Source organism: Gloeocapsopsis crepidinum LEGE 06123 (assembly GCF_015207655.1).
Taxonomy (GTDB): domain Bacteria; phylum Cyanobacteriota; class Cyanobacteriia; order Cyanobacteriales; family Chroococcidiopsidaceae; genus Gloeocapsopsis; species Gloeocapsopsis crepidinum.
In genome coordinates this window covers 1-5,632 of the sequence record NZ_JADEWN010000118.1, presented here as the reverse complement: position 1 = coordinate 5,632, position 5,632 = coordinate 1, and the positions used below count along the sequence as shown (strand labels likewise).

The window sequence follows — 5,632 nt, the reverse complement described above, 5'->3', positions numbered from 1 at the left end:
CCTATGCCACTGAGGTTCAAAATATGTGCAAAAATCATCGACCTCACAAAACAATGCTTCTAAACTAGACATAGGACGGGGCGCTGAATGGTTTAACTTAATTTCAGCTTACTTGCCCCCTCCTTTTCTTATCCCGAACTGACGTTAACGTATGATTAATTAATGCAAATTATTAGCATTTATTCTCCTAAGTTCTGATTTTGTTGGAGATTGCTCAATGAGCTTAAAACTTTCAGATGCAGATTGGGGTGAATTGTGGCAAGAAGAAACCAAAACGATCGCGCAATCCGATTTCTCTGAACAAGTCTGCAAATTTTCTGGGCAAATCGGAAAGGGAAGCGATCGCTACGTTCCGCTACGCAATGGATTGTACTTGATGATGTGTGACTATGAACTGCGAGAAGATTTAACTTTAGATGGTTACAACGGCTATACAACCTATCCCAGCCGCCTCTGTGTCAGCTTTGTCATTGCTGGAACTGTGAGAACGATCCATCATGGATTAACGGATTACATTTTTGAAGTACCAGGAAAAAATTACATAGAATTTGTGCCTGAAGGTAGAGAAACTGAAGATTGGTCGGCGGGCGATCGCATTATTAAAATTCGAGTAGGTATTACGACAGAAGCGCTACGGAAAATGAGTCATCAGTCTGTTGCTACCTTGCCTAAAGAATTAAGACTACTCGTTGAAGAACAAGAATTACCACCTTTCTATCGCCTGGAAACAACTACCCCTGAGATGCATATGGCGCTACAACAGATCTTGAATTGTCCTTATCAGGGATGGACGCGTCAGTTTTATTTAGAAAGTAAAGCATTAGAATTGCTCATTTTGTGGTTAACCCAAGCAAGTGAACTTGACAAAACACCGAAATTATGCAGCCTTTCGCATAGTGATATTGATTGTCTTTATCGAGCAAAAGACCTTTTAACCTGTAACCTAAGACAACCGCCTTCATTGTTAGAACTAGCGCGACAAGTTGGTTTGAATGACCGCAAGTTGAAGCAGGGTTTTCGTCAAGTGTTTGGCACAACAGTTTTTGGCTATTTGCACGATCGCCGAATGCAGCAAGCACAACAGTTGCTAATGGCAGGGCAGATGAATGTTAAAGAAACAGCGCGATTAGTCGGTTACGCGAGTCAGAGTTCGTTTAATGCTGCCTTTAAGAAAACATTTGGTGTGAATCCCAAAGCGTTACATAGAAGGAGATAGAGAGTGATAGGATGAACTTCGCCCTCACCACTCACGCACAAGAGCAATTAGCGAAAAGAAAACTGCCATTATTTCTTTTGCTTACAGTGATTGAGCATCCTCAGCAAGAATTTGAGGAAGATGGGGTAAAAGTTTATCAGTCACAATTTAACTACAACGGTAAAACACAGTTATTTCGAGTTTTCGTAAATGACAGTGTAGACCCAATGCTTGTAATAACAATTTATGTAACTAGCAAAATCGATAAATACTGAAGGCAATGATGAAAGCACATTACGATCCACAAGCCGATGCTCTAGCTATTAACTGGGGAGATGCAGCTATTGAAGAAAGTGAAGAGGTTGAACCTGGTGTAATTCTTGACTACGACAAAGATGGCAATGTGATTGGTGTTGAGGTGTTGAATGCTTCCAAGAAGATCGACCAACTCGAAGGCAAGCCGTTATTAATCACATCACTCGATCAGATTACACCTCGATAGTCGAAATGCTCCATCCTGCCTGTACGAATGGAGCGTCATTGGGAAGTGTGGCTTTAGCCAACCTGATGAGACAGCGCCAGTCAAAAGGCGATCGCCCCAAAAAGTCCGGCTGGAACAAAAAAAAGTCCCGTTGGAACAATTTGCGATCGCTCATTGCACGCCCATACCTTGTAAGATTTTTTTGCAAAAGATTATCAACTAGGGAATAGCAAAGAAATATTCCTACTCCCTTAAGGTGTGCGGAGCAATGCCAAGTCAACAGTATCAACTAATTTGGATCGCGAGTGCTTTTTCAATCCTAATGGTTTCTCCAAGCTGGGCAAGTGAAGTGGTGAAAACGCAGCATAAGCACTCAATGTCGTCCTTAGAAATTCCTACACTTAATGAATTTGCACAACCTGCAACAACGTTAGACGAATGGCACGAGCAAATCGCGCAAACCACGATTGTGCCAATTACCGGAATTCGGTTGAGTACAACGGATGCAGGTGTTGAGGTCATTTTAGAAACCGCAGAAGGGCAATTGTCTGAACCATCAACTTCTGTTGTAGACAATACCTTGATTGTGGAAATTCCTAATGCGGTGCTAGAACTCCCTGATGATGAGTTTCAGCAAACAAATCCAGTAGAGGGGATTGCACGAATCAGCGTTACGGGTTTACCAAAAAACCAAATTCGAGTCGCTATTACAGGTACAAATACTGCTCCAACCGCAACTGTGAGAGAAGAGGTGCAAAGATTAGTACTGAGTGTAGTTCCAGGATCAGAAGTTGTTGAAGAATCTGAAGAGACGATTCAGGTTGTCGTGACAGCACAGCCAGAACAAGGCTATCAAGTTGATCGTGCGACGACTGCGACGCGAACCGAAACGCCACTCTTAGATGTTCCTCGATCGGTTCAGGTCGTACCGCAACAAGTGATTGAAGACCAGCGAGTTACAACAGTGGGAGATGCACTTCGCAATGTCAGCGGTATTGCCCAAGACTCTACTCCACTCAGTATCTTCAGTGATTTTATTCGGGTACGTGGATTTACGATTGGTCGCGATTACTTTACGAACGGTATCAGAAATGAATTTACTGGTTATAACCTTGGACAAGAAACTGCCAATATAGAACGCATCGAAGTCTTAAAAGGACCCTCTTCAGTCCTTTATAGTCAGGGTGCACCAGGTGGAGTCATCAATATCTTAACGAAACAACCATTAACTGAACCCTATTATGCATTTGATTTTACGGCAGGCAGTTTCAACTCCTACCGTCCCACCCTTGACTTTTCCGATTCCCTAAATGACGCTCGCACGATTCTTTACCGTCTCAATATTGCCTATCAAAACTCTGGAACTTTTGTAGACGACATCGATCTTGAAAGATTTTTTGTCGCACCTGTAGTGAGTTTTCAGTTGGGTAGCGCAACCAACCTAATAGTAGAAGGACAGTATCTCAACTTTTCTGGATTACTCTTTTCAGGTTTACCTGCAGAAGGGACAGTCATATCTAATCCTTTCGGTGAGGTGTCGCGATCGCAGCCCTTAGATAACTATCCTGGATTAGACAATCGCGATCGCAGTGTCGGTAACATTGGCTATCGCTTGGAACATGACTTCAGTGAAAATTGGTCAATTCGGAATGCGTTTCGATATGAGTTTCTTGATACCAACGAGGAGGAGGTATTTCTTAATGATTTATTAGAAGACAACCGAACCGTGACTCGTGGTTCATTTAGGTCAGTAGGACATGATGAGAACTATGTGTTTCAAACTGATGTCACAGGTCGTTTTGCAACAGGATCGCTCGATCATAGTCTAGTGATTGGTACAGAATTTCGTCGAGTCACTACTGCTGGCGAGCTTTTTAACGCTGATGTTCCCCCGATTGATATCTTTAATCCAAATGATGCCGACAGCCCACCGCTAGACTTCATTCAAACAGGAGATGGTCAAACTTTTCAAAACATTTTTGGTTTCTATGCTCAAGATTTGATTTCTATTGGAAATCAATGGAAAATTCTCCTAGGCGGACGACTCGATGTGGTCGATCAAACTGTTAACAACTTTTTAACAGGAGAAGAGTATAAACAGCAGGATACGGCTTTCAGTCCTCAAGTTGGAGTAGTCTATCGAGTGGCTGAACCAGTGTCTTTATTCACCAGCTATAGCCGTTCATTTGCTCCTTCGTCCGCAGATTTTAGAAATGCAGATGGCAGTACTTTTGAGCCGACCCGTGGCGAACAATTTGAAGCAGGGATAAGAACAGAATTCATCCAAAATCGCTTAATTGCGACTCTTACTGCTTACCATCTGACAAAGCAAAACGTGGTCACTGACGACCCCAATCGTCCTGGATTCAGTATTCAAATTGGTGAAGAGCGCAGTCAAGGCATTGAACTAGATGTCATTGGCGAAGTTCTGCCAGGGTTCAACATCATTGCTAGCTATGCCTACACAGATGCAGAAATTACACGCGATAATAGCGGAATTGAAGGTAATCGTCCTTATAATGTCCCCCTACATAGTGGTAGTTTGTGGTTAACCTATGAATTTCAACAAGGTGCGCTGGCAGGATTAGGCTTCGGCAGCGGTATATTTTTGGTGGGCAATCGACAAGGAGATCTCGATAACAGCTTTGAGTTACCTAGCTATATGCGAACCGATGCTACTATTTTTTATCGACGACCGAACTGGGAAGTAGCGTTAAATGTCAAGAACCTGTTTGATGTAGATTATTTTGAAAGCTCTTTCAGTCGAACATCTGTAATTCCAGGTGCACCGTTCACGATATTAGGAACAGTTTCAGTTCGATTTTAAGATGCAAAAATTTATTATCTGGTTGGACATCTTGCACTTACATAATCAAGGTAAGAGTCGCATGGCAATTCAACAGCGTTATCAACGTGTCCTGAAATTTTTCGTTTTGTTGAACTTTGCCATTCTGACTATTTCTGCTTGCGGTATTTCTTCGTATCGGGAATTAGAAGCAGTTTCTAATAACTGCCGTATTATTGCACACGTGATGGGTGACACTTGTGTTCCCCTCAATCCTCAGCGAGTTGTCGTTTGGGGTGGTACAGAATTAGACCCTGTATTGGCACTGGGAGTCAAACCGATCGCCGGAACGCCCAACGTTCTCACCTATGTCAAGGAAAAGTTACCGTCTGAACAATGGCAAGGAATTGAAGATATCAGCAATCCGCAAGGACCGAATCTAGAACGGCTCTTAAAACTGAAACCTGATTTAATTTTGGGGCATAAATCAAGAATTGAACAAGTTTATCCCCAGTTGTCGAAAATCGCTCCGACGGTTCTGGATGGGGCAGAGGACTGGAAGAGGACATTCAGGTTATTTGCTGAGGCATTGGGTAAGACTGACAAAGCACAGCAAGTAATGGACAACTATGATGCGCGAATCAAGAGGTTTAAAGCTGAAATGAGCAATCAGTTGCCATTTACGATATCTGCTATTGAGGTGCGTGCAGATGCTTTCATTCTTAGCACAAAAGACTCTTTTGCAATGAGTGTTATTCAAGAAGCAGGATTATCCTTGCCTCCGGCTTTGACCCAATATACCTGGAGAACCTGGACATTAAGCAAAGAAAGGCTTTATGAACTCGAAAGTGATGCACTATTCTTAAGAAGTTGGGGTGAAGTTGGTAAAGAGCAGCACAAAGCACAATCTCAACTTGAGAAATTAAAAACTGATCCACTCTGGACGCAATTACAAGTTGTCCAGCAAAACAAAGTATATGAAGTAGGTGATTATTTCCAAGGTGCTGGACCAATTACAGCAAACTTTATTCTTGATGACTTATTTACAGCCTATTGCAAGTTTATGAGGTACAGTAAGAGGAGTACACAAATGAAGTCTAATGAAACCGTACTCGCTCGACTTGCGAGAAAAAATAGTTAAGGCATACACACAAGGTGACACCTCAATCAG

The 5,632-nt window shown here is 42.5% G+C and carries 5 protein-coding genes; all 5 read left to right on the top strand.

The features are described from left to right. Nucleotides 1–217: 217 nt before the first annotated feature. Nucleotides 218–1,216 (top strand): helix-turn-helix transcriptional regulator, encoded by a 999-nt coding sequence (locus tag IQ230_RS25730; protein ID WP_193935028.1) that lies wholly within the window; start codon nt 218–220, stop codon nt 1,214–1,216. A gap of 11 nt (nt 1,217–1,227) precedes the next feature. Then, on the top strand, nt 1,228–1,470 hold the full coding sequence (locus tag IQ230_RS25725; protein WP_193935027.1) for a DUF4258 domain-containing protein: 243 nt from the start codon (nt 1,228–1,230) through the stop codon (nt 1,468–1,470). Between the two features lie 8 nt (nt 1,471–1,478). Continuing rightward, nucleotides 1,479–1,697: a DUF2283 domain-containing protein gene (locus IQ230_RS25720; protein ID WP_193935029.1), complete on the top strand. Its 219-nt coding sequence runs from the start codon at nt 1,479–1,481 to the stop codon at nt 1,695–1,697. Between the two features lie 247 nt (nt 1,698–1,944). Beyond that, a complete protein-coding gene (locus tag IQ230_RS25715; RefSeq protein ID WP_193935026.1) occupies nt 1,945–4,503 on the top strand; it encodes a TonB-dependent siderophore receptor in 2,559 nt (852 codons plus the stop codon). A 1-nt stretch (nt 4,504) separates the two neighbouring features. After that, the gene (locus IQ230_RS25710; protein ID WP_193935025.1) at nt 4,505–5,602 is read left to right on the top strand and encodes an ABC transporter substrate-binding protein; all 1,098 of its coding nucleotides are present in this window, start codon (nt 4,505–4,507) and stop codon (nt 5,600–5,602) included. The last annotated feature ends 30 nt before the right edge of the window (nt 5,603–5,632 follow it).

What these genes read in the sequence shown, in the direction of transcription:
- IQ230_RS25710 (WP_193935025.1), top strand. Translation starts at nt 4,505, where the DNA reads ATGCAAAAATTTATTATCTGGTTGGACATCTTGCACTTACATAATCAA.
- IQ230_RS25730 (WP_193935028.1), top strand. Translation starts at nt 218, where the DNA reads ATGAGCTTAAAACTTTCAGATGCAGATTGGGGTGAATTGTGGCAAGAA.
- IQ230_RS25725 (WP_193935027.1), top strand. Translation starts at nt 1,228, where the DNA reads ATGAACTTCGCCCTCACCACTCACGCACAAGAGCAATTAGCGAAAAGA.
- IQ230_RS25715 (WP_193935026.1), top strand. Translation starts at nt 1,945, where the DNA reads ATGCCAAGTCAACAGTATCAACTAATTTGGATCGCGAGTGCTTTTTCA.
- IQ230_RS25720 (WP_193935029.1), top strand. Translation starts at nt 1,479, where the DNA reads ATGAAAGCACATTACGATCCACAAGCCGATGCTCTAGCTATTAACTGG.